14 protein-coding genes are annotated in these 24,652 nt (G+C 34.5%); 5 read left to right on the top strand and 9 right to left on the bottom strand.

Going from position 1 to position 24,652, the window contains the following annotated elements; translation table 11 throughout:
* Window positions 1-50: 50 nt before the first annotated feature.
* From ACFQ1K_RS06585 to ACFQ1K_RS06565, 5 genes are read right to left on the bottom strand one after another with little or no spacing between them, the layout of a single operon-like run.
* Window positions 51-1,355 carry a CHAT domain-containing protein gene (locus ACFQ1K_RS06585; protein ID WP_320556683.1) on the bottom strand — a complete coding sequence of 435 codons (1,305 nt, stop codon included), beginning with the start codon at window positions 1,353-1,355 and terminating at the stop codon, window positions 51-53.
* Window positions 1,356-3,332, bottom strand: a complete 1,977-nt coding sequence (locus ACFQ1K_RS06580; RefSeq protein WP_320556684.1) for a caspase family protein — start codon at window positions 3,330-3,332, stop codon at window positions 1,356-1,358. It lies immediately after the preceding gene.
* 6 nt (window positions 3,333-3,338) lie between these two features.
* Window positions 3,339-4,763 (bottom strand): hypothetical protein, encoded by a 1,425-nt coding sequence (locus ACFQ1K_RS06575; RefSeq protein ID WP_320556685.1) that lies wholly within the window; start codon window positions 4,761-4,763, stop codon window positions 3,339-3,341.
* Window positions 4,764-4,785: 22 nt separating this feature from the next.
* Window positions 4,786-6,204, bottom strand: a complete 1,419-nt coding sequence (locus ACFQ1K_RS06570) for an alpha/beta hydrolase (RefSeq protein WP_320556686.1) — start codon at window positions 6,202-6,204, stop codon at window positions 4,786-4,788.
* 13 nt (window positions 6,205-6,217) lie between these two features.
* Complete coding sequence (locus tag ACFQ1K_RS06565) at window positions 6,218-7,765, bottom strand: ankyrin repeat domain-containing protein (RefSeq protein ID WP_320556687.1); 1,548 nt, start codon at window positions 7,763-7,765, stop codon at window positions 6,218-6,220.
* A gap of 227 nt (window positions 7,766-7,992) precedes the next feature.
* Here ACFQ1K_RS06565 and ACFQ1K_RS06560 point away from each other — a divergent pair, with 227 nt between their 5' ends.
* Window positions 7,993-9,441 (top strand): YiiX/YebB-like N1pC/P60 family cysteine hydrolase, encoded by a 1,449-nt coding sequence (locus ACFQ1K_RS06560; protein WP_320556688.1) that lies wholly within the window; start codon window positions 7,993-7,995, stop codon window positions 9,439-9,441.
* Between the two features lie 316 nt (window positions 9,442-9,757).
* Window positions 9,758-13,027 carry a VPS10 domain-containing protein gene (locus ACFQ1K_RS06555; protein ID WP_320556689.1) on the top strand — a complete coding sequence of 1,090 codons (3,270 nt, stop codon included), beginning with the start codon at window positions 9,758-9,760 and terminating at the stop codon, window positions 13,025-13,027.
* Between the two features lie 357 nt (window positions 13,028-13,384).
* Here ACFQ1K_RS06555 and ACFQ1K_RS06550 read toward each other — a convergent pair whose 3' ends face one another.
* The 4 genes from ACFQ1K_RS06550 to ACFQ1K_RS06535 form a co-directional block, all read right to left on the bottom strand.
* Window positions 13,385-15,115 carry a DUF2207 domain-containing protein gene (locus tag ACFQ1K_RS06550; protein ID WP_320556690.1) on the bottom strand — a complete coding sequence of 577 codons (1,731 nt, stop codon included), beginning with the start codon at window positions 15,113-15,115 and terminating at the stop codon, window positions 13,385-13,387.
* 3 nt (window positions 15,116-15,118) lie between these two features.
* Window positions 15,119-15,673: a LemA family protein gene (locus tag ACFQ1K_RS06545; protein ID WP_320556691.1), complete on the bottom strand. Its 555-nt coding sequence runs from the start codon at window positions 15,671-15,673 to the stop codon at window positions 15,119-15,121.
* Between the two features lie 463 nt (window positions 15,674-16,136).
* The gene (locus ACFQ1K_RS06540; protein ID WP_320556692.1) at window positions 16,137-16,928 is read right to left on the bottom strand and encodes a hypothetical protein; all 792 of its coding nucleotides are present in this window, start codon (window positions 16,926-16,928) and stop codon (window positions 16,137-16,139) included.
* Window positions 16,921-18,102 carry a CHASE2 domain-containing protein gene (locus ACFQ1K_RS06535; protein WP_320556693.1) on the bottom strand — a complete coding sequence of 394 codons (1,182 nt, stop codon included), beginning with the start codon at window positions 18,100-18,102 and terminating at the stop codon, window positions 16,921-16,923. Before ACFQ1K_RS06535 ends, ACFQ1K_RS06540 begins: the two co-directional genes overlap by 8 nt.
* A 167-nt stretch (window positions 18,103-18,269) precedes the next feature.
* Here ACFQ1K_RS06535 and ACFQ1K_RS06530 point away from each other — a divergent pair, with 167 nt between their 5' ends.
* The 3 genes from ACFQ1K_RS06530 to ACFQ1K_RS06520 all read left to right on the top strand — a co-directional run.
* Window positions 18,270-21,593, top strand: coding sequence for a CHAT domain-containing protein (locus ACFQ1K_RS06530; protein WP_320556694.1), 3,324 nt, complete (start codon window positions 18,270-18,272; stop codon window positions 21,591-21,593).
* 176 nt (window positions 21,594-21,769) lie between these two features.
* Window positions 21,770-22,906: a tail fiber domain-containing protein gene (locus ACFQ1K_RS06525; protein ID WP_320556695.1), complete on the top strand. Its 1,137-nt coding sequence runs from the start codon at window positions 21,770-21,772 to the stop codon at window positions 22,904-22,906.
* 12 nt (window positions 22,907-22,918) lie between these two features.
* The coding region (locus tag ACFQ1K_RS06520; protein ID WP_386133983.1) for a hypothetical protein at window positions 22,919-24,652 on the top strand (1,734 nt) is incomplete at its 3' end.

The following is a 24,652-nucleotide window of genomic DNA, read 5'->3' as shown; positions in this document are numbered from 1 at the left end:
ATAGAAAATATACCAAAAAGCATCTGCATTGACTTTTAACGGTTTGTAAATTAGTATGGTACCCCAAAAATGGAAAATGCTGCCCAATATTTAGGGTCATTATCTATCTCTGATTTAAACCTTAAAGTAGCTTGCCTTAAAGCCTCGTGAGGCATTAAGTCATTACTTTTTCTTAATTCTTCAAAGAAAAACGACATAAATGTTGCAGTCTTTTCATCATCAATATTCCATAAGCTCATTACTACATGATTAGCTCCAGCAATTTGAAAAGAGCGCGCTAAACCTATAATACCACCTTCATGAGATTTTCCTAAACCTGTTTGGCAGGCACTTAAAACCACAAGATCTGCTTTTAAAGAACATTCTTTTCTTATATTCATTATTTCACTTAAACTAAAATATGCAGAATCATCATCAGATTCTGATAACACCAAAAAGCTGTTTTCTAATGGATTTTCAGAATTTGATATACCGTGTGTAGCAAAATAGATTAAGTCGTAATTACAGATAGAATCTAGTACATTTTTTTTAGTAGCTTCCTTTCCTATGAGTTTTGTTTGAGAGTCTTTAGGGAAATCTTTGGTAATGGTATTGACTTCTCTAATAGTTCCTGGAAGGTCCGGAAAATTCCAGATGGAATCATTAGGATATTCTGGGTTAGCTACAAATAGGGCATTTTCCCAATTATATTGTTGTTTTTTATAGTAGTAGTCATCATTATTGAGCTTATTAGACACCATTAATTCAAATAAACTAGGCGCTATAGAATAACTCATTATATCTATAAGTTCCTTATCTCTGATTTTGAAAGCAGAAAAGGGTAGTGTAGAGATGTTAAAAACAGGAACAATAATAATGTGCTCATAGTTTTCTAGGTCAAAGGTATCAGGTAATAAACGTGTGTTTATGGTTTTTAAACTCGTTTTTAGTTGTCTATTTTTCTTAGAAATAGATTTTGAACCTCTCAACTTAGGAGATTTATCTTTTCGACCTTTAGAATAATAAAGATTAACATTATTAATATGGTCAACCAATTCTTTAGCCTTTATAGGTATTTTGGTCTGTAATTTAGTCGCTTTTTTATCAAAAAGATTTATGGTGAGTGTATCTTCTTGGTGCGTATAGAGAAGTATTGCAGTTGGTTTAGAATAATGGTCTAAGCACCATTCCAAATATTGGTCATCTACATGGCCAGTTTCTAACCAATCTGGCGGAGCACCTCTCGTTTCGTAAAGTTCTTTTAGGTTTTGCCTGTGTAGTTGTATTAGTTCAGAAACATCTTGACTAAATAGCGATAGACTTGATACAAAACAAGTTAAGTTTACAATAACACAAAATACCTTTTGGGTAATCATTTACTTTTCCTTTACAATTTCATACACAAACTCTGTACTGTACCCATCAATTGGTCCACTAACGGAAGAACTACTACTACCGCGAGACTGGGAATAGGTTTGCCCTATAAAGCCCTCTAATGGATTAGATGACCCACGAGTGCCGGATTGGGCACCTCTCGAAGTTACGGTTGGTCTAAAATTAATAGGTGATGTTGTTGCAAAACCTTTTAAAATTAACGTCTCATAAGGATCTCCAAAACTGTAAATACAGTTTTTAAAGGTCATGGTTTTACCTGGTGCAATAAGGCGTTCATTGTCATTTAGTGTGCAATTATCATTAGGCATAAAAGGTGCGATTTCACCTTTTGAATTTATCTCTATAATACTGAAGTATAGAGGGCGATCACTTTTATTGGTGACCTGTAGATATACTCTGTCATAGTCAGTATTAACTTGAAATTTACCAGCCTCATTGGTAAAAGCATCTTCTTCTAATTCAGTAACTTCCCCTGTAAGGTCATCTTCCTTAGCTGGTAAAAGTTTAAATTCAAACTCATAGTTCAGATTATCTAACTTTAAGTTTTTAAGGTAATTACCTTGTGCGTAGTTAAAAAGCGTTTCTGTTACTGATTTAGCACTGTAATCACCATCGATTCTTGTCTGTTTATATACCGGGTTTCCACCGTTTGCAGTGATGATAGATAGCTCTTTATTCTTATTTAATTCTTCAATTATTAAATCGGCTTTTGTAGAATCCTTTACAATTTGGCCAAGTTTATTTTCGGTAAGAAAATTTTCGACATTCGTTTTTACCCCTTTTGATTTTAATGATTTGTCAAAATAAATGTTAATAGCCAGATCACCGTAGGTTTGCTTATCTATAAACACCCAGTATTCTTTTTCATTGGTAGAGCCTAAAGTTGCATCTAATTTGATAATTGATTCATTAAATGTTGCCCTAGTAATTTTACCTTTAGTGATGATGTCTTTGTCTTCTACTTTTGAAGTTCCTGCCGGTAAAATATTCACTGTGGTGCCTTCGAAAAGGCGCTGTAGTTTTCCAGCACCAATTTTAATGACATCGGCACGTGGTACTTTGGTGACTTCAAAATAGGGTTGTTGTTTTACGTACTCCCCTTTAAAAAGTTTGTAATCCGCATCGCCTTCTATAGTTGGTGTCTGTTTAGGGGAAATCACATTCATGTTTGCAGCAATAGCAGAAAATAATTTGCGATAGGTAAAGTCACTGCCCAACTCGTTCATGGCTTTTGAAAACGCAAAACTTAGAGAGCCATAACCCTCATATTCGTAATTCAATTCATTGGCAGAAGCGCCAGATAACATTATAAATGGTGCAGCATCATTATTAATCTGAATTTTTTCAACCAATCCACTACCTGGTGTGTTTTTCTCTGAAGTCGGAGTCCAGTTTGGTGGAGTAAATTCGGGTTCACCCCCTCTGGCTTTTCCACCTCTTGTAGAAGAACCAGAGTGGCAACTGTCTAACAACACCAATAGTTGTCCGTCTTTACCCAACGCGTTTCTAAAATTTGTAAATATGTTGGCCAATTCATCATCACGGATATGATTTTCGCCTTTGTAATTTGAAGTATAACGTACCAATGCATCATAAGGTACTATGGCTTCGTCCAAATCATCAATTTCATCCCCATTGTTGTCAAAAATCTGTTGACCATGGCCAGAGTAGTGGAGCACTACAATATCGCCGGGTTTAATCTTAGATTGTAGGTCTTCGATGGCGCTTAATATTCCGGCTCTTGTTGCTTCTGCATTTGATAGCACTGTAATGTTTTCAGCCTTAAAGTTTTGCTTCAATAAGGTATTTTTAATTAAAGGCACATCGTTTACCGAACTGATTGATGACCAGCCTGTTTTTGTTGGATAGTCGCCAATGGCAATAATAATGGCATATTTTTCCGCCATAACATTTAAGCTAAACATGAGGGCCAATAAGAGTAGTATCCTGTGTTTCATAATATTTTAATTTAAATCAAAGAGGCTAAAGGAAATACCGAAATAATATCCGAAGTCATAAACGTTTTTGGTAAAATTGTCGACACTTCCAAAGGATGTAGTATCGCCTACTTCTAAGCCATTGGTGAGTTTTTGAACGGGTCCATAGGCCAATCCTCCTGAAAGTGATAAGCGACTCTTACTACCAAAAAACATAGAAGGACCAAAAAGAAAGTTAATTCCATTTACATTATCATTACCCGAAATAGGTATAGATAATCCAAAGCTGCCACCAATGTTGAAGTTTTCGCCCATAAAAGGATAGAAATTAATCATTGTGCTTAAATTAGGTACAAAGAAGTCATTTTCATCTGCACCAATGACACTATTTTCATCAATAAAATAATCTTTGGAATTTGAGCCAAAATTATTCAAGGTCATGGCTATACTGGTATTAATCTTAAAACCACCTTTAGAAAGCATTGTGATATTTCTTGTTTTTAAAGTGGTTGGCTCATTATCGTTGTCAATTGAGTTTGAAAACTCGCTTTGTACAAATTTAAGTTCTACATTAACCTTATCGGCAGATAGTTCGTAGTCATAGGTCTGTTCAAAATTCGAAGCTTCTAAAACTGTATATAGCGACCTAAGTTCGTCTAGACTCTGTAAACTTTGAGTAGTGGATTGATTGAGTTTAGACATTAAACGTTGCAGATCTGCTACTGCAATGTTACGCGATACCAATTCGCCACGAGTTAAGTCCTTATTATTTTCTATTTCCATATCAATGGAATTTGACATGGTATTGATATTATTTTCTAACTGGGAACGACTATCCTTTATGGATTTTTCTACCTTGGACAAATACACATAGAAGTTATCCTTGGCACTTGGTAAGCGTACATCTTGTTCTGCGTCAGCAGTTTCTACCAAATTCTTCATTATGGTTTCCTTATCTAAATTAGGATTTAGTAGGTTGGATAAAAATGTAGTCTTTAATGCTGAAATATTTGTAATGGTATTATTTAAATCTTCAAAATTGCTTGTAGCAGCTGCACTTCCCCTTGTACCAGCTTCAGATTTAAAAACCTCTGTGTCTGGTAGGGCAGAAGTGTTCAGGTCTATTTGATTTCCCGTAAAAGAGTTGATACCACCTAATAATGAGCTGAAATTAAAGCCTTGACCAGAAGCGATTAAATTTTCTTCCTTTACATCGGTTTGTACTTGGACAGCAAAAGGGTTAACGTTTTTAAGTTTTAATTCTACTAAACTATTCCGTTTTAGTTTGGGGTTACTTAAGGTATCAACAATATTGCTATTCTTGTCTAATAATAAGTAATTGACTTTTTCGGTAGCATAATCATAAGTAATTCTGTAGCGTTCTTGAGCAGTAGTGATACCCGAAGTCACCAGAATTAGAACAAATAATATTTTAGTGTAAATGTTTTTCATAATAGCTTAATTTTATAGTGCTTTATTGCTTTACCTTCCAGTAAACATTGTCTTTTAGTTTTGCCATTAATAAGCGTTTTCGGTTTAGGGCACGTTGTCCAGATTGTATAATGTCAAATATATCTGATATGATGGAATTTGAATCCGCAAAATAAGAATGGCTCAAGAAGCTCGTATCAATTCCTGTAGCATCAATAGTTTCAATACCGTTTAGAATAACCATTTTTTCACCAGCATCTCCAGCTCTTGCATTACCATTGATTAGTTTTGATGCTTTTAAGGCCAAGTCATCCGAAGATACATAAAGTGTAATAGGTTTTTGTGTATTGGATACCATTTGTGGTGCAATATCATTCTTAAAAACATCAGCATCAATGTCTGGTGCTGCCAAAATGATTTCTTTAATTTTTGAACGAAGTTCGGGCCTATCCTTCATAACTTTAACGATAGCTCTTGTCAATCCTCGGTTGCCCATGCTGTGTGCCACTAGATAAATCTCTTCAGCACCAGATTTGGATAAATAATCTCTTAAAAACCGCTCGATATTTCGTTGAGACCATTCAATATTTTCTTCATCTTTACCATATCTAAATGTTGAGGCTTGCGATGGCCAACTATAAAATACTGCTTTGCCGTCAAATTTTAAGTCATACGAAATCTGAGCTGTACGTTTAGCTGCTTCGCTAAACGATGTATTGTAACCATGGACGAATAAAAACGTACTTTTCTTTTTAGAGGTTTTTATATCTGCTGCTAACTTGTCAAAAAAACGTTTTTTGTCCAAAAGTGTAATACTTTGAAGCATCACATGTTTTGATGGGTCTTCTGAAAACTCAAACTTCCAAATTGATGGGCTTTCTATTTCGCCTATGCGATGATCGTGCGGAATGCTGACTTCCACAATGCCATATTTGAGTTTAGAACGTTTAATCCCAAAAGCATCATTTAGATCTTTTGATTTGACATAGTTTCTGTCTGTACCAAAATAGATTGGCAGTTTTACAAAGTCTGGTGTGTTGGCGCCTCTATCAACAGGATTAGGGTCAACATACATAAGACAGATGGAAAATACCTGCTCTATGGGATTGTTATTGACCGAATATGTAATTTTTAGTTCTAGGTCTCCATTGGATTTATAGCTATCGTTGGAAAGTAACCAAAACTTAAAATCAAAAATATTGAACTGTTCGACGCTAGAAAAAGATTCACTTTTGTAATTGGCTCCAACTAATATCTGAAGATTTTTCACTAATGTCGAATCGTTAACATATGCCAGCCTAAATTTACTGTAATCACTTCTGTTAGATAGACAAGAATCTCCTTTCACTAGAGTTTCGTCTTCTAAAATAAGGTGCTGATTGTTCTGTGCATTAAGTTGCGATATACTAACAACGGAACAGAGTAAAGCAAACAATAAAAAGAATGAAATCTTGTTAAGCATTTTTCAAATGGATTTAGAGTCTTCCTTTTCTGGCTTTTTTCAGATACTTTGCCAAACTCTTATGTCCAGATTTTTTGGCCACTTTTTCTGGTCGTCTTTTCTTGCTGTTTTTTGCACCTGCATCAACACCGTTTTTAACTAGGAGTTTTGCCATTTCAAAAGAGCCGTTTCGAGCTGCCAAATGAAGCAGATTATCACCAGAACTTGTTTTTACCTTAGTGTCTGCACCATAATAAATTAATGTTTCTGCTATGGCGAGGTTGTCCGAAATAACTGCATTTTGAAGTGAGGTATAAGTTGAATCTAAACCAGCATCTGCAAGAAGTCCACTATCTAATAAGATCTGAAGAATTTCATCATTGTTCTTAGAAATAGCAAAATCAATGAGTTGCCTAGCTTGCTGATCTGACATGCTCTCAGTGGTTAATTTGAGAATTTGTTTTAGTGCATAGGTGTTGTTTTGCTCGATAGCTAAATTTTCAAACCGACCTTGCTGCTTTGTGTATTTATGGTTAAAAATCCAGCTGTAAATGCTCCATGAATTAAAACGGTCTTCAAGATTATTTTTAATGGCATACTCAATATTCTCATAGACTGCTTCAATTAATATTTTAGTTGGCACCTCAGTAATTTTGTGGGATTCACAGTCACCTTTGAGAAAAATACTGTTAATACTCACAGTTTGAATACAGTTACACTTAGGGTTATATTTATAGTCGCCTGTATATCTACCATCTGCCACACTATAAACATCCATTCCTCGAACTAGAATTCCTTCTATAAAACCATTTTGGTCAAAAACCGGTCCTCCTGAATTTCCTGGAAAATTATCAAGGCTGCTTAAGAACCAATTTTTTGGTTTATTGTCTACAACAACAGCATTTGTGGTAAATTTCAAGGGTAGTCCAGTTGGAGAGCCTATCGTGTTTATTTTTGTGTCTTCTAAAACTTTTCCACTCGTTCTAAATCTGTAAGGATCCCGATTTGACTTTCTTCTCAATCTTATAAAGGCGTAATCATCTTTTGTTTTATCATCTAATTTGGTTGAAATTATACTTTCAACTTCATAAATATTTTCGGGTTTGAACTTTAGTTTTCTCCCATTAATAAACTTTGATTCACTCGTGTAATCAAAAACCCAAACGTATTTTTTTGCATCTTCTAATGAGTTTATACAATGCCCAGCAGTTACTAAAATATCCGGGGCAATTAAAAAACCTGTGCATGAACCTATAGCAGGTTGATCAAGAAACTTTACATTTTCATCAAATTTATTAGTCCCAAATTGTCTTTGCAGCCTTTCTCTTAAAGACCATGAATAGAATTCATCATTATAGATGTTGCTTTTTGAAATCATAACAGCTGTGGCTCTCACAAAATCCTCATAACCCTCAGCATCTTTAACCTCTTTTCTGTCGTCCTCACTTCCAAATACACCTCTAGTTACCTCACTTCCAGGGGCGGCAAATGGATATTCAATTTCTCTGGTTTGGGAATTTTCTTGGGCTTTTAGAGAAATAACAATGCATGCTAATAGCCAAAAAGAATAATATTTTTTCATAATTGTGTTAGTTGATAGCGATATAAAGTTATTTAAATTTATAATTTTAACAAGTAATATGTCAAAATCATATTGAATTACTTAGAGAGAAAGTAATTCTTTAAAAGAAAGTTTCCTTTTTTTGAATGATTTTATTTGGTAATAATGACTTGGATGGTTTTTACTCTTTTTTGAAAAGAAAGCCTACTAATTATTTTTGAAGTAATTCTAACAAGAATAAATATTGTATGTATAAACTAAGACTACTGTTTTTTCTTTTACCTTTTACACTATTCTGTCAATCAAATTATATTGCAGATAAAGAGGGTGACCTTTTTAAAATAGTATCCTCAATTTACATAGAATCTCAAAATCCTGTTGAATCCTATCAGAATTGTGTACAAATTTCAGACAAGTATTATCAAAAACTGTTTTCTATTTCCTCTTTAGATTCAACATTTACAAGGATTGAACAGTCAAAAATTAAAGAACTCATTAGACTGTCATTTGAGACTAGATTAAATATTAGAAAGCATTTAGCTTTTTATGAATCTTCCTTGGATTCAAGTGGTGTATGTTTATTAAAAGTCCAGAACTTAAACAGAGCTTTAAGATATTTAGAAGATTATCTGATAGAGTCATTATCAAAAGATTCAACAGAATATAAAATGCTCGTTGGAGAAGAACCAGTATTACTTACTAATAAAAATTTCAAATTTAGTACTTATAATGATCTAAAATCTGGTGATTTAATTCTTTCAAGGGGAAATGCATTTACAAGCGCAGCGATTGCTAGAATTGGAATTAAAGATGCCCAATTTAGTCATTTAAGCCTTGTTTATAAAAATGATTTGGGTGAACTATTTACTATAGAAAGTCATATTGAGGTTGGTGCAGTTGTCGCTCCATTGAAAATCCATTTAAATCAAAATAATGCCAGAGCAGTCATTTTTAGATTTGAAGATCAAGATTTGGCGCATGAAGCAGCCAAGTATATGTACAATAAAGTTAAAGTACAATCTGATAAGGGGAAGAATATTCCTTATGATTTTGGAATGGACTATAAAAATTCTGAAGAACTATTTTGTTCTGAAGTTATTTATGATGGATTTAAATCTGTATCATCTGGGAAGGTAGATGTCCCTATTCACAAAACTTATTTTGATTATAGTTTAATCCCCTTTTTAAATAAATTAGGGGTTACTATAAACAATCAGAATTATAAGGAGTTTAAAACCTTTTCTCCTGGTGATATTGAATTAGACCATAGATTTTCTTTAATCGCAGAATGGCGAAACCCTAATAAACTGAAAGATTCTAGAACAAAGGATGCTATTTTAACGAAAATGTTTGAATGGATCGATGAAGAAAATTATCGGTTCAAACCTGGATTTAAGATATCAGTTTTTAGTAATTTATCTTGGTTATTAAGAAGAACACCTATTATTAAAAATGCCTTAGATGAAAAATTTCCTCTTAACATGAATGTGAAACAGTTAAAGCTATTTTTAGTTTTAGATAAGGTTGGTGAAATTATTCAAGATGAGGTAAATATTTATCAAAAAACCATTGCGCATCCTATTCCTCCTAAGGATCTTTTTGAATTTATTGAAAAACTTAAAATAAAAGATTTAGAAACCTATAAGTTAAAAAGAAGTAAGAGCTTATTTCATCGATGGTTTAAACCAAATATTTAGAAATTACATTAAATAAAGACTCTATTATACTAATTGAATATACTTGATTGTTGCGTTGGCGCGATAGCTTATTTTATGAACCAATAATCCAAAACTTATCTAATATATTCACTATTAGTAGATTAAGATAAAGTAGTAATTCTTGTTTTTAGTGCAGTTTTTATTCTGACTTTTTAATAGATATTCTCATTTAAACTACCACCTCAGGTTTTAAACCACAACAAATTAAATATAACTTCTGTAAATATTCTTCTTATAATTCATTAAGTTTGAGTCAGTCACACTTACATTATTCTTTCACACAAAAAACAAAATCATGAAAAACCAATTCTTCACATTGCTGCTGTGTTTCCTTTGTTCAACTTTCACTTTTGCTCAAGATAAACCCGTCGAACCTTGGTCAGATGAAAATTTTGAAGGCTTAAAGCTTCGTAGTATAGGACCAGCGTTTATGTCTGGTCGAATTGCGGACATTGCAATTCACCCTGAAAATGATAATACTTGGTATATCGCTGTAGCTTCAGGGGGAGTTTGGAAAACTGTAAATGCAGGAGTTACTTGGAATCCTATTTTTGATAATGAAGGTTCATTTGCTACAGGTTGCGTAACCATTGATCCTAATAATCCCCACGTCGTCTGGGTAGGTACTGGGGAAAATGTAGGTGGCCGTCATTTATCGTTTGGTGATGGAGTATATCGAAGTGATGATGGGGGAATGAATTGGAAAAATATGGGTTTGAAAAATTCTAATCATATATCCAAAATTGTAATTCATCCCGAAAATTCAGATGTGATATGGGTAGCCTCACAAGGTCCGCTCTGGACAAAAGGTGGTGAAAGAGGGTTGTATAAATCTATCGATGGCGGAAAAACGTGGAAGCGGACTTTGGGGAATTCTGAATGGACTGGTGTAACTGACATTGCGATTGATCCTCGAAATCCAGACCAAATGTATGCTGCTACTTGGGATAGACACCGAACGGTAGCCGCATATATGGGGGGCGGTCCTGGTACGGGATTGTATCGGAGTTCGGATGGAGGCGAGACATGGGAAAAACTCAAAAGTGGATTGCCTAAATCCAATATGGGTAAAATCGGTTTGGCGATTTCTCCTCAAAAGCCAGATGTATTATATGCCGCTATTGAATTGGACAGACGGAAGGGTGGTGTTTACCGCTCAACAGATCGTGGCTCGACTTGGACGAAAATGTCCGACGCAGTATCTGGAGCAACCGGACCACATTATTATCAAGAACTATATGCTTCACCGCATCAGTTTGATAGATTGTATTTGATGGATGTGAGGGTACAGGTTTCAGAAGATGGAGGCAAAACTTTTAGTCGCTTGAAGGAACAACATAAACATTCCGATAATCATGCGCTGGCTTTCAGAAAAGACGACCCTGATTATTTATTGATGGGTACAGATGGCGGTGTTTACGAATCATTTGATTTAGCTGAAAATTGGCGTTTTATGGCAAACCTTCCTTTGACTCAATTTTATAAGGTAGCGGTTGATGATGCCGAACCATTTTACAATATTTACGGAGGAACGCAAGATAATTCGACAGAAGGCGGTCCTTCTAGAACCGATAATGTACATGGCATTCAAAATTCAGATTGGAAAGTGGTCTTGGATTGGGATGGACATCAACCAGCTACCGAACCACGAAACCCAAACATTATGTACGGACAACGCCAAGAGGGAACTCTATCTAGAATTGATTTAATTACTGGTGAGGTGATGGACATTCAACCGCAACCTGGAGCAGACGAAGATTACGAACGCTATAATTGGGACGCACCAATTTTGGTTAGTCCACACTCTCCAAAACGAATTTTTCACGCATCGCAAAGACTTTGGGTTTCTGATAATCGAGGTGATGACTGGCGAACCCTTTCTGGTGATTTAACACGTGACCAAAACCGTTTGGAATTACCAATTATGGGAAAACAACAGAGTTGGGACAATGCGTGGGACTTAAACGCTATGTCCAATTATAATACAATTACTTCTATTGCTCAATCACCGCTTGATGAAAATTTAATATACATTGGTACTGATGATGGGTTGATACAAATAACAGAAGATTATGGGAATACTTGGCGAAAAATAGAAGTAAGTACCATAAAAGGGATGCCAAAAATTCCATATATCAATGATATTAAAGCAGATTTACATGACGCGAATACAGTCTATGTAGCGATGGACAATCACAAGTATGGCGATTATCAACCTTACATTTTAAAAAGTATGGATCGAGGGAAAACATGGAAACCTATTCAAAATAATTTACCAAAACGGAACTTAGTCTGGCGTCTTGTACAAGACCATGTAAAAGAAGATTTGTGGTTTGCAGGAACTGAATTTGGAATTTATTTTTCTCCCAATGCAGGTCAAAAATGGATAAAACTTAAAGGTGGTGTTCCAACCATATCGTTTCGGGATTTGGCCATCCAGCGGCGGGAAAATGATTTGGTTGCAGCCTCTTTTGGACGAAGTTTTTATGTTTTTGATGATATAAGCGTACTTAGAGAAGTAAATGATGAAGTTTTAAAAAATGACGCTACTTTGTTTTCTACACGAAAAGCATGGTGGTATATTCCTCGAGGACATCTAGGTTTTGAAGGAAAAAAAGGTGATCAGGGTGCTGATCACTTTGTGGCTGACAATCCTCCTTTTGGTGCTGTTTTTACCTATTATTTGAAAGATGATTTAAAAACAAAACAAGAAATCCGAGCTGCTAAAGAAAAGAAAAATAAAGGCAATATTGCTTTCCCTGGTTGGGAAGCCTTGGAAGAAGAACGTATGGAAAACCCACCGAAAGTATGGGTTGAAATTAAAGACGCAAATGGATCTGTTGTCAGACGTGTAGAGGGCAAAACCAAGAAAGGGTTTCACAGAGTTGCTTGGGATCTAAGGTATCCTTCTCCTAATGCTATTTCCATGATTGAACCTCCAACACCTATGTGGGACGATAGACCAAAAGCGCTTATGGTTGCCCCAGGACAATATTCTGCTGCGCTTTTTGAGCAAGTGAATGGAGTGGTGAAAGCGTTGTCGCAACCAATAAAATTTGAGGTTGTGCCTTTGCATATAGGCGCATTAGAAGGAGCTGCCCCTAAAGAGGTTGCTGGATTTTGGCGAGAATATGAAGAAGCCGTACGCTTACATACTGCAATTCAAATGAGCTTAACGAATTCTTTAACACGTGTAGAGCGCATGAAAAAAGTATTGAATAATTCACCTACAGTGGCTGGTAACTTTGATAGTCGATTGGCAGAAGTACGAATGGAACTTTTGAAAATAGACCAAGAACTAAATGGTCAAAAATCGAAAGTAGAACCGGGAGAAAAAACAAAGCCAACAGTTGTTGGTAGATTATTTTCTTTGCAAATAGGAATTGATCATTCCACTTACGGCCCTACGACAAATCATAAAAATGCTTTAAAGTTGATCAATAAGCAATTAAGTTCTTCCAAGTCACAGTTGGAAATGAGTCAAGGGAAATTATCGAAGTTAGCAAAAGATTTGGTTAATGCGGGTGCACCATGGATGGAAGGTGAAGCACTGCCAAAGGATTGATGGGTACGGTTCTATTTCGATGATAAAAGTTTTTATGTCAAATAAAATAAAGCGTATTTGAGGAGTTAGATAGTGACCTATAAAAATAATCAATAAAAGGACTTAAACTTTTTCATTAGTTCTTAATTAATAGCCTCTTCCATGCTTATTATTTCTTTTGGTGAAGTAGTTGTGAAACCAATCTTTTTTTTCGGTATGTTACAATATTAAGTTTCCAAAATAAGGATACATTTAGTCACTTTTTTTTAAGGTAACTGGCAATACTGGGCTAAAATCGAAACATAAATTTTTATAGTCCAACGTGATTCATCCTGAATTAATCCCACAATATTTTACAAATTATATTCAAAATGATGACTACCAGCCACCTCCGCCGCCACCTCCGCCGCCACCGCCAGAGAAGCCACCTCCGCCCGAACCACTGCCGCTGCTAGATGGAGGCGTTGCAGATTTGCTAATGGAATTAGATAAGGATGAATTTAAGCTATGGTTGAAGCTTGAGAAATTGGTCACGCGACCAGCATACCATGTCGGTTGGTAACTTGGGTCAACGACAGCGGTGTTGATAAGCTTTTGAAATTTGTAACCCCAAACATCCTCAGCGCCCAATACAATGGCATAAGGTAAAAGCTTTTCAAAAATTTCTGGTGTTAAATCTGGTGGATTAAAATGTGCGATTTGCTTTTCTTCTGCGGCACTCATGTACATCTTAAAACCTTCGATCAATGATCGGAGCTTCAACTTTTTTAAACTTGGTTTTCGTATCAGGTATTGGTAAATCAAAAAGAAGATAATATTAAACACCAAGAATACAGCGAATATCACTCCATCATTCTCGCCTTCAAAGTATTTTGAAGCGAGGACCACAAAGGCGATTATATAAGCCACTATGGTGAACAATGGTAGTAACCAAAATTTGTAATTAAAGCCTTCATAAATGAAACCATGATGCTGTTGTTTTAGTGAGCTTCTATAGGCCGTAACGGCACTACCTATATCAGAATCGTACTCACCATCTAATTTGAGTTGGTCAGTGTCCGAAAATAATTTTGAGAATAGGACTTCTTCTTCATCCTTTAGCATACCTATATCGTCCTTTAATTTATGGATAACAAAGGTTTGGCTTTTAAACAAGCCAAATACATAGTCTTGGGTTTGTTCTTCAATTTTAAGATAGCCTTTTACAGCTAAATTTATTATGGTGCCTGTTATCAAATCACCGTGATAGCGCAGTTTATCTAACATGCCTATAGAGGCAGGTGACATGTTGTTTGGGATTTCAAACTGAGGAATAACGGTGGGCTTTGGTGGATCGATACCAAATCGTAACCAGGTATAACCATAATAAAACAAGAGTACCAAACTGATAAAGGTGCTTAATAGTAGGGCACCAAACTTTTGCAAAAATGTTGGAGGTGGAGGTGGAGGAGGTTGGGTCACACTACCTTTGTTGAACCCCACAGCCACAGTTAAGTTTTCGCCAGCGTTCATTTGACCAGCACTAAAGCGTATCCGATTATCAGAAACTTGTGTTATACTACAGTTTGTACTGCTGCTACCATAGCGTCCAGTATAACAGGCCTCCTGAATGATTGTACCACTTGTTGGCAGGGAAATGTCGCAGGACACTTCACCAAAATCCAAGGCCCAATCAAAACCATTGACATTCCAGTAAAGTTCATCATAATCTTCAAAAAAGCGAATTTGTCCACCCATGCGATAAGTTATGGTGTAGTCGTACGTACCTTCACTTAAAAACACGTCTTTGTCTCCCACATAAATGGTAGTGCTGCCACTCCCACTATTAGTGTGGTATTTTGATGGCCTGCCATCCCTTTCTACAGCTAGGATCTTAAAATTGTGCTTTACACTGTTGCCGGAACTATCCGCACTTACGGTTGGGATGGTACGTGTAATACCTCTTTTAAAAACAAATCCTTTAGCATAGATTTTTATGGACTCTGTTACCGTAATGCTGCTTGAGGTATCGACTACAATCGCTGAATGAAACGACAGTACACGTTCGCTTTGTGCAAACGAAGCCCATACGTTGCTCAATAAAAGTAAAAGGCATAAAAGTTGTCGCAAGGCTTAAAATTTTACTTGTGGATTTTCTCGTTCTGCCGCCATTTCAATTTCAAAAAATGCTGCTTTTTCAAATTTGGTGAGTCCTGCAACTATGTTAGACGGAAACGAATCAATGAGTATGTTATAATCGCGTGTGGTGCCATTATAATAACGTCTGGATTTTTCGATATCACCTTCTATCACCGATAATTCATTTTGCAGGTTTAAAAAATTCTCATTGGCTTTTAGCTCAGGGTATTGTTCCGCCACGGCATATAAATTGATTAAGGCCTTGTTCAACTGATTTTCAGCCGCTTGTTGTTCGTCAACCGTTGTGGCGTTTTGTGCTTGACTTCTGGCCTTCGTGACATTTTCAAAAGTTTCCTTTTCATGGCTTGCATAGCCTTTTACAGTTTCTACCAGATTAGGTATTAAATTATAGCGCTTTTTTAATTGCACGTCAATACCACTCCAAGCCTCATCGACCAGCGTGCTTAATTTTACCAATCGGTTGTAAATGCCAATGCCGTAAAATGCGGACAAAACTAAAAAACCAAGAAAAATATATAATCCTATCATCGTGTTGAATTTTAATACCATTAAAGGTATTGAAAAAATACTAATAATCTTACGATGATTTGCGTTTTATCAGATCATGTTCAAGCGCATGTTTTGACACGAAGCCACTAAAGGCGATTTCCTAAAGTCTAGCTGGAGATTGGATTTGAACCAAAAAATTAGAATGCCCCTAAATTAAAGACATGATGATGATTCCTTTCTTCTGATGACGAAACAAGAGTGAAGTGAAAATTTGAGATAGATTCCTTCTAAAATTTAAGGAAACAAAAAAGCCACGTCATTACTGACATGGCTTTCTGTGATCGCGACAGGAATTAAACTCAAATCGCTAAAGCCTTTATTTACCTTATTTTCCAGCTTCCCTTGATTTCTTGGTGAAGCAATGGTGAAACAACATTTTTTATGTTTTATCAAATTAAAAATTTTTGGAAATAAAAATAGGGATTATCATTATTTTTAATGATCAAAAACACGTTTTGTATTCATTACACAATATAGATTCAATTTCATTTTCAGAAAAACCAATGGAACCTAAAAATTCAGATAAGTAATCGACTTCTTTTTTAATATTTTGGTAGGAACTGTCATCCAGTAATGTAAAAGTCTTGTAATTAATTTTTTCGAGATTTTCGTATTTGCTTTCAACTACAGTCCATTGGTATGATTGCCCAACCTTTAAATTAACACCATCTACTAAAAGACTAATTTTATTGCTGTAACAGCCGATCATAGTAGCTTCAGTTGAACCAGCCTCTCTAATAATGAAGTAATAGGGTTTGGTTTTATTTTCAATGGCAGTCCAGTTAAAGGTAATTTCATCTTGGTAGAACTTTGTACTGTCAAGAGGTTGAATTAATTCCACGTAATCACCTCTGTAAACAACGCCACTTTTTACTTTGTCATTGTTTAATGAGTAGGTAAATTCTTTTATGAAATAGTTCATTAGTTTTCTTGAGTAGCTGCTATTATTCTCTAATGGTGGTAAGCTGACTAGTTCCTTGAACTTAAAAGTACCTGTTTCGTATAGTTTAATTGCATTGCCATCACCATTGATTAAAATTATTTCATCATTTCTACCCATTACTAACTTGGTTTTCTTGTTAATGGCAGCGCCTCTTGTAATTTGTATTGTTGAGTCCTTTTCCACTAGATAAGGCTGTCCTTTCCATCTTAATACAAATAAGTACTCATTTTGAGCAAAGATGGTATTGCAAACAAGAAAAAAGAAAAAAATATAGACAGTAGATTTACTCATAATGATTGATTTTTATGTTAAGTTTTTTGCTCAAAAATTTGAATACCTCATCATGATACTCAAAATAACTACCAGAAACGATGATACCTAGAATAATTAATATGGGTTTTAAAACAATGTTATTTCTTAAAAACCAAAATGAAGTTAGAAGAAGAACAATCGAGAAGATAAGCTGATATATCTGAATTCTTACTCCATATGTGTCTTTATATTTTATGTATAATCTTAAATAAACAACTGTAGATAAGTAAATAGAGAGGATAGTAAATAAAATCAACCAAAAGTTAGAAATTGTTTTAATTGTATTGTTTTTGATAAGCATATTGATGATATTGGCGTGTACAACAGCACCATACATATCACGATCACTTTTTCCTGTGATTTCCTTATTCAGAGGAGTCCATTCTTTATCCTCAATATCATAATCATTAACCATGTCTGATACACCAAGATAGCCTAGGATAACAATCTTGTCTTTTAGAAACAAGTCTTGTTCATTAAATAGTAAGTCCGTGCCAGACAATACAGGGAATTTTTCTAAATTTCCACTGTAGTTAATGTATTGTTCAGATTTTAGTTTATTATTAAAATCTTGTTTAATCCAATACTCTTGGCTCATATATTTTTGAACAACTTTAGCAGCAAAGGAATAGTAAATTTGAGAATCAATTTCCTTTACACCTAAAAATTTTCTTATAACGTTTTCTTCATTGAAATTGAAATTGACAAAACTTTCATTCGGATTGTGTCCAAAAAAATCATCATTCTTTATAAGACCTTGTTCAGTAATCTCAAATGAGGTCACTATTTTATCATTTTTAAGAAGTCTGGCCAATAAGGAGTCGGCAGCGTCATGAAGTTTTTTTTCTTTTAGGATAATATCAAAACCAATGACCTTTGGGTCAGCCTTTATTATAGAATTCAACAGAGAAGTAATAACAGTTCTGTCATGTTTTTCTATGTTAACAAGAACAATTTCAGAATTGATGCTCGGGTCTTCATTTAATTGTTCTGAAAAGTACACATCCAAAAAACTAAAGTCTTGAAATGCTTTTTCAAATGGATTAAAAAACCGAATATTTAAAAAGGCAATTGAAAGTATCCCTAAGATAATGCAAGAAACGAGTGAACTGTAAAAAGCACTAGTTAGTAGCCGTTTTGTAGATGTTTTCATTATGAATTAATAGCATTACTAATATAATCAATATTTTATAATACGCTTTTGGTAAGCATTATATGTCAATTTATGAGGTTACTTATTTTGATATTTGGTTTAAAGAAGATATATTCAATCGCTTCAAATTTTTACATCTACACTAATAATTTGCTTTTAATGAACCTATGAAATCAATAAAAACGTATTGTTTAGTATCTGTATTCATTTGTTGTACATCAGTATTGCTCTCCCAAGAATTAAAAAGAAGTCATTGGAAATTACATTATAAAGAAGGAACTAATTATTTAAAAAATGATTCAATTTCAAAAGCTTTAGCGCCTCTTGAAAGGGCCTTCATGATTGCAGAGAAATATTTTAGGAATAAAGAAAAATACGGCAAATCCTTAATAGCCTATTATGAGGTCAATCTAAAGCTTAAATCTGTACAAACTATTGACTCATTAAATCTAACTGATGCTATATTTAGTTTTTCAGAATCTCTAAATCTATCAGATCGAGTTACTTTTTCTAAAAAAATTGAGCATTTAGCCAATATGGCATTAAGATACAATTATGTTTCAAAGGCTATCCTGTTAAATAATGATAGAGTATTTACATTAAAAAAAGCAGGTGACACGTTGAGTGTAGACTACGCATTAGTATTAAATGGTTTAGGAAAAAGTTATTTAGCTTCCTTAAAAAATTATGAAAACGCAAAGAATAATTTGGAAAAGGCATTGTCAATAATCAAAAATAAAACTTCAGATGAATTGTCTGAGAACGATGTATTAACGGATTTGGTTAATGTTTATTTACGATTAAATCAAAGAATAGAAGCAGACCAATCTGCGGAGAAAATACTTAGTAATATTAGCAATACTAAAGGTAAGGAACACGCAGATTATACAAATAAACTCAATAAACTTGGTGAAATTTATTTAAGCAATGGCCTTCTTGAAAAGGCTGCTTTTTTTGAGACTGAAGCCATTAGAATTTATGAAGAAAAGGGTGATTTTGAAAGCATGGAATATTTACTTGCAAATTACATGCTCGGTCGAATAGAAAAAGAGAATAATAATTATGAAGAGTCGATTAAGGCTTACGAGAAAGTTCAGAATGTTTTTATCGAAAAAGGATTTGATAATTTAGATAATTATGCCATTGTGTTAGGTAATATAGGTCTTTGCTATGACAGGCTCGGGGATTATCAAAAGGCTATTCACTATTGTGACCTTGCGCTTTCTGTAAAAGGAATTTCTAATTATACCAAGAGTACCCGACTTATGGATATGGGCTATTTTTATGAAAATATAGGTCGATTTGATAAAGCACATGAAACCTATGAATTAGCCCTAGAATCTATGGAGCTATCTCATGGGAAAGAGCATCAAGAATTTGCCAAGCTTTTAAATAATATAGGGAAGTTATATTTTGAAGAAGGTAAATATGAAGAGGCTAAAACATATTTTTTACAAGCGTTACAGGCAGTTGAGGTTAAAGAAGGTGAGAAGTGGCATGAGTTTTATAGTTATATGCTCAATGATTATGCAAAAACCCTATTTCAATTAGGTGATGTAAAGAATGCTGAAGCGCTTATGAAGAAGAACATAGCATATTTTAAAAATAATAATTTACCAGATGATGAAGATTATTACAATCGTAACCATGATCTGGCCAAGCTCTATAACTTAACACAACAGTATTCAAAAGCCAAACCTTTAATTGATAATGCTGCAGATAATATTAAGTTAATTCTAGGTTCGGATCATGAAGATTATGGGAGGTTTTTAAAGACAAGAAGTGAAACTTATTTCGGCTTAAACGAAAATGATAATGCTGTAGCAATTTTAAAGGAATCCAATAATGTATTTTTAAATCAGGTCGATAAAATATTTCGTTTCAGTAGTGAAATAGAAAAGAAAGCATTCCTCAAAATGATTTCAAAACATTTTGATGATATGCAGTCCATTGCATTTACTAAAGATATTCAAATTGGTGATTTAAAAGAACTCAATTTAAACAATCAACTTTTGTTAAAAGGGTTGTTATTAAATAATACCAAAGGATTACTTAGAGATTTAAAGCAATTAAATGATAACTCGATTAACCACAAGTTACAAGAGTATAAAAGCTTAAAAAAATTGTTAGCTAAAGTTTTAACGGAACCTATATCCAAAAGAACTTTAAACGTTGATAGTCTAAAGCAAATCATTAATAGTTCGGAGACTTCACTGGTACGTTTACATTCTAAAAATTTTAATCAAAGCCAATCATTCCTTCGAAATTGGAAGGATATCCAAAATTATTTGGAACCAAATGAGATAGCTGTTGAGTTTGCTCATTTCAATATAGTAGAAAACGGATCTTTATCGGAGAACATCCAATATTTAGCTTATGTTTTCAATAATTCAAATATGGAGCCAAAAGTGATTCCATTGTTCAAGGAAAATGAACTAAAGAATGTCTTAAATGTTATGGATATTGACAGAATTTATACTTCTGACGAAACGTATTCATTAATATGGGAACCACTTGAATCTATTGTTTCTAATAGCGAGACCATCTATTTTTCTTCAACAGGTATTTTAAATCAGATCGCATTGGCAGCCCTAACTAAAGATAACGTGCCAATTATTGAAAAATATAATTTAATACAATTAAGCAGCACATATAATTTAATAGACTTACGGGATAATATTGCCGTTAATTCCTCACTATTAATAGGTGGTGTTAATTATGACTTTAAGCAAAATGAAATTGAGACTGAAGTAGAACCATCATTTGGAGATACTACTGATGATTTTTCATTTAGTCAGGTCCGAGGCACAAAAACCAGGGGAGAATCATGGACCTATTTAGAAGGAACAGTATCAGAGATCAACAGCATAAACAAAATATTGAGTGAGTTTAATGTTTCTGCATCCTTACTTACAAATAATGAAGCAACTGAAGAAAGTTTTAAACGTCTTGATGGTTCTAGCCCTAGTTTAATTCATATTGCAACCCATGGTTATTTCTTTGAAAACAGTTCTTTTCAAAGTCGTAACCAATCCAAATTGAGTATGGAAGATCAATACCGGTTAGCACAAGATCCATTATTACGTTCAGGTTTAATATTGGCTAATGCTAATTACGCATGGAAATATACTCGTAAACCTCTCAATATAATTGAGGATGGTATTCTAACAGCCCTAGAGATTTCTAACTTAGATTTGTCTGCAACTAATTTGGTTGTAATGAGCGCTTGTGAAACAGGTTTAGGAGATATAGAGGGAAGTGAAGGTGTTTATGGGTTACAAAGAGCTTTTAAAATGGCAGGTGTAAATAAGATCATTATGAGTTTATGGGAAGTCCCTGATTTCGAAACGTCAGAATTTATGGAATCATTCTACCATAATTGGTTGAATAGACAATCCATAAATTTAGCTTTTATTCAAACGCAAAGGCAAATGGTTAAGAAATACAGAAATCAGCCAAGTAAATGGGCTGCTTTTGTTCTTTTTGAGTAATTACTATACTCATATTGAGTATTTTTTATGAAATTGAGACTATTTTAATTTGATATAATTTTTTTTTCCTAAATTGAGCATGCTATTAACCAAATACTTAGAACGCTTTCTTAAGGTAGTTTCTTTCCCAAATCAGAATAAGCTCGGATGTTTTGAGTATTGCTTTTACTCTTTAAATGAAAAAAACATATTTTCTAGGGCTTGCCCTTTTGGTAACTTTTTTATCCTTTTCCCAAAACAATTCTATAAACTATAAAGCTTTGGTCAAAGATGACCAGGGAAATACATTGACTAATCAAAATATTACCATAAGATTTACAATATTTGTTGATGCATCTCAAGTTTATCAAGAAATACATAACACTGATACTGATGCTAATGGAATTGCGATTGTAAATATTGGCGCAGGAACTACAAGTGACATTTTTTCAAATATAGATTGGAGTGGAGGAACAACTTCCTTAAGAACTGAGATCGATTCAGGCTCTGGATATGTTGATATTGGTACAACAGATTTCAAAACAGTTCCTTATGCTCTTTACGCTCTAAATTCTTCTGGTTTTCCCTCAGGCGATGTAACTATAAATGGAAAGTTAACTGTCAATGAAAACTCAATTAATTTTACTGATCATGCGGTTAATGGAATTAAAAATCATATTGGATCGGTTGATAATGCAGGTGTTTACGGTGAGAATCTTGTAACTGATTTTTATGGTTATGGTGTATTTGGTGTAGCTGGCTATATGGGTGTTCGTGGTCAAGTTACGGCTTCGGGCAGCGGATCATATTATGGAACCTATGGGGGTTCCTTTGGATCGAATACAGGCACTAATTATGGTATTTTCGGCTTTGCATCTGGTGGGGCAACAAACTATGCGGTCTATGCCTCTGGTGATCTTGCATATACTGGAGCCCTAATCAATGCTTCAGATCGTAAATTAAAAACTAATATCGAGACCGTAAATAATGCCTTGGAATCTATTGCTCAGCTAAATCCTACAAGTTACAATATAAAACAAGAGTATATTAAAAAAATGAATATGTCTAGTGCACCACAGATAGGATTTATAGCGCAAGAGCTGCAAGAGGTATTTCCTAATCTGGTATCTACCAACATCCAACCAGGCAAAACAAAAGAAGATCCTATAATAGAGTATCTTGGAGTAAATTATATTGGACTTATTCCAATACTTACAGCAGGCATAAAGGAACAGCAAGAGATTATTGAGCAACAAAATGAGACAATTGAGGCGCAACAATTACTTTTACAAGACCTATTAAGACGAGTAGAAGCTTTAGAAAATCGAGATTAATCTGAAAGCATTATGAAATCGATTATTCTAAATAGCTTATGCTTCTTTTCCATATTTTTTTCCTTTGGTCAAACGGTCGAAAAGAGTAGTATTGATAGTGGTGGAGCAAGTTCCACTGGTTCAAGTTTGGAGGTGTTGTACTCCATAGGAGAAGTAGCGGTTAATGAAGTAAATACAGGATCATTAATAATATCAGAAGGGTTTATTGGACCATTTCAAAACTGTGATATTAACTCAATTGAAGCACCAGATGAATTAATATTAGTTTATGATGGATTAGGAAATACATCCGAGGTAAATCAATGGTTAGAGGATTTTGAAACTTTAGTAAATACTTCACCTTGCGGTAATTTTGCCATTAATTATACTGTGATTAGCACGTTTTTAGAAGACCCTAATTTTGATGATATACAAGACAGACTTATTGTTCAGGTAGAGTTTGAAATTTCTGATAATCTAGGTAACTTTAACTATATATCTTCATCCATAATATTTAATGAATTTGCAGGTGCTGGTTTTTTTAATGGAAATGGAGATGCTATCTGTGAGAACACCTTTGATCTCAATAACATTGATACCGGTGTTGATTACACAGATCCTAAATATAATTCATCAACCTTTAACATCTCTCAATCAACAGGAGTGCCAGGAGCTTCTCAAGAAGGAAGCGGGACTACGGTTCGTTTTCCAGATACTGGAGCGGGCCAATTTACCTATATTTTTGATGTCGAAGTCAGTACTTCAATTTCAATCGGTACCGAGAGTATTTCGGTGGAAAGTACGACCCAATGTACTGCTAATTTTGTGACCGTCGCTTTTGATCCAGGTCCGAATATTACAGTTACGAGATGTGACTTTAGTAATATTGATTTAATTGGATTATATGAAGAATTGGAAATTCAGATAGATGTGGATACGAGTCCATTTAATGAAGCAGATTTAAATGGAAATATTTTTGACCCAGCAAGTTTATGGTATAATGAAACAGATGATTTGGAAGCTAATCCCAATACTCCGCCCTTGACGGAAATTACAGCTCCAGGGACCTATCAGTTTAACGCAAAGGCGTTTTTGGCAGATTGTGCAGGAGAACCTGTTTTTGTAACAATAGTAGAATCTTGTGACATATTGGTAGATGGCAAAGTTAAACTTCAAGGGTTTGCGGCCAACTCAGCTCCAGGTGAGGAGTTCTTGATGGGAGATGATTTGAGAGTAAATGGATTGATTCCAACATTGAGTCCTTACATTGATGCGTTAAGTTGTGACCCATCTGTCTTTACGATTTCAGGTCCTGATGCTATTGTAGATTGGGTATGGGTTGAGCTTAGGGAAGATTTTAATATAAGCAATGTTATCTCTGAAACATCTGCATTATTACAACGCGATGGTGATATTGTTGCGGTGGACGGAATTTCACCCTTGAATTTTGACGTACCTGAAGCAGACTACTATATATCAGTAAGCCATCGTAATCATCTTGGTGTGCTATCGGCACAAACATTAACATTAACTTTAGGTAATACATCATTTTTCAATTTCACATTGTTTATAGATGATGTAGATGGTGGTAACAACGCGATAGCGACTTTACCTGATGGCACTTTAGCGCTCTATTCTGGAGATTTCAATGGTGATGGGCAGGTACAGAATACAGATAGGCTAGAGGTTGAGATACTCCGTGGAATTAATGGTTACGACAACGCTGATATAGATGGTAACGGCGAGGTACAGAACACTGATTTGATC

It is taken from the genome of Winogradskyella aquimaris (genome assembly GCF_042676105.1).
Lineage (GTDB): Bacteria > Bacteroidota > Bacteroidia > Flavobacteriales > Flavobacteriaceae > Winogradskyella > Winogradskyella aquimaris.
This window is presented reverse-complemented; position numbering and strand designations above follow the sequence as displayed.

Excerpts from the sequence above, each read along its gene's own strand:
- ACFQ1K_RS06565 (WP_320556687.1), bottom strand. The coding sequence starts at position 7,765 with ATGAAAAAATATTATTCTTTTTGGCTATTAGCATGCATTGTTATTTCT.
- ACFQ1K_RS06530 (WP_320556694.1), top strand. The coding sequence starts at position 18,270 with ATGAAATCAATAAAAACGTATTGTTTAGTATCTGTATTCATTTGTTGT.
- ACFQ1K_RS06560 (WP_320556688.1), top strand. The coding sequence starts at position 7,993 with ATGTATAAACTAAGACTACTGTTTTTTCTTTTACCTTTTACACTATTC.
- ACFQ1K_RS06525 (WP_320556695.1), top strand. The coding sequence starts at position 21,770 with ATGAAAAAAACATATTTTCTAGGGCTTGCCCTTTTGGTAACTTTTTTA.
- ACFQ1K_RS06555 (WP_320556689.1), top strand. The coding sequence starts at position 9,758 with ATGAAAAACCAATTCTTCACATTGCTGCTGTGTTTCCTTTGTTCAACT.
- ACFQ1K_RS06575 (WP_320556685.1), bottom strand. The coding sequence starts at position 4,763 with ATGAAAAACATTTACACTAAAATATTATTTGTTCTAATTCTGGTGACT.
- ACFQ1K_RS06535 (WP_320556693.1), bottom strand. The coding sequence starts at position 18,102 with ATGAAAACATCTACAAAACGGCTACTAACTAGTGCTTTTTACAGTTCA.
- ACFQ1K_RS06580 (WP_320556684.1), bottom strand. The coding sequence starts at position 3,332 with ATGAAACACAGGATACTACTCTTATTGGCCCTCATGTTTAGCTTAAAT.
- ACFQ1K_RS06540 (WP_320556692.1), bottom strand. The coding sequence starts at position 16,928 with ATGAGTAAATCTACTGTCTATATTTTTTTCTTTTTTCTTGTTTGCAAT.
- ACFQ1K_RS06545 (WP_320556691.1), bottom strand. The coding sequence starts at position 15,673 with ATGATAGGATTATATATTTTTCTTGGTTTTTTAGTTTTGTCCGCATTT.
- ACFQ1K_RS06585 (WP_320556683.1), bottom strand. The coding sequence starts at position 1,355 with ATGATTACCCAAAAGGTATTTTGTGTTATTGTAAACTTAACTTGTTTT.
- ACFQ1K_RS06570 (WP_320556686.1), bottom strand. The coding sequence starts at position 6,204 with ATGCTTAACAAGATTTCATTCTTTTTATTGTTTGCTTTACTCTGTTCC.